Annotated in this window: 1 pseudogene; it reads left to right on the forward strand. The window is 66.9% G+C overall.

What is annotated here, in order from left to right:
• Positions 1-553: pseudogene (locus A5780_RS41000) on the forward strand (hypothetical protein); the annotation flags it as partial.

Consider the following 553-nt stretch of genomic DNA (forward strand, 5'->3'; position numbering starts at 1 on the left):
GGCCTCACCACAGACGACCGCACCCGCGTCGACTTCGTCGTCGACTACCTCACCGGAGACACCCGCAACATCGACCTGCTCACCTCCCCGGTGTTCGTCGATCCCGGAGAGGAAGCCCGCGGCCGCATCCCGGAGCTGCTGGCCGGATTCGACGAAGGCCACGTCACGGCCAAGCAGATGGCCGCCGAGATCGCGGTGATGACCGCTGAGGACCAGGCCCGTGTCCGTGAGGTCGGCAAAGCGATCCGCGACGGACAGTACCCGGACCTGCAGCTCTGGCCCGGCTACGCCGACCGCGAGCAGATCAACGAGGAGATCTTCCTTCTCGCAGGCGATGTCGAAGACATTCGAGCAATCGCGGACTACGTCGCCGAGAACGACCTCTCCGACGAAAGTCCCGAGACCTGGGGTGTCGGTGACGAAACCGCCGCGACCATCGAGCGGCTGCGCGAGCGGGGCGACGAGATCGTCGCGGTCGCCACACTCCAGCACGGCCTGGCCGACATCGAGCGCAGCCAGCTCGTCACGATTGTCGACGACGTCGACGCCGGAC

It is taken from the genome of Nocardia sp. 852002-20019_SCH5090214, assembly GCF_001665865.1.
Classification (GTDB): domain Bacteria; phylum Actinomycetota; class Actinomycetes; order Mycobacteriales; family Mycobacteriaceae; genus Nocardia; species Nocardia nova.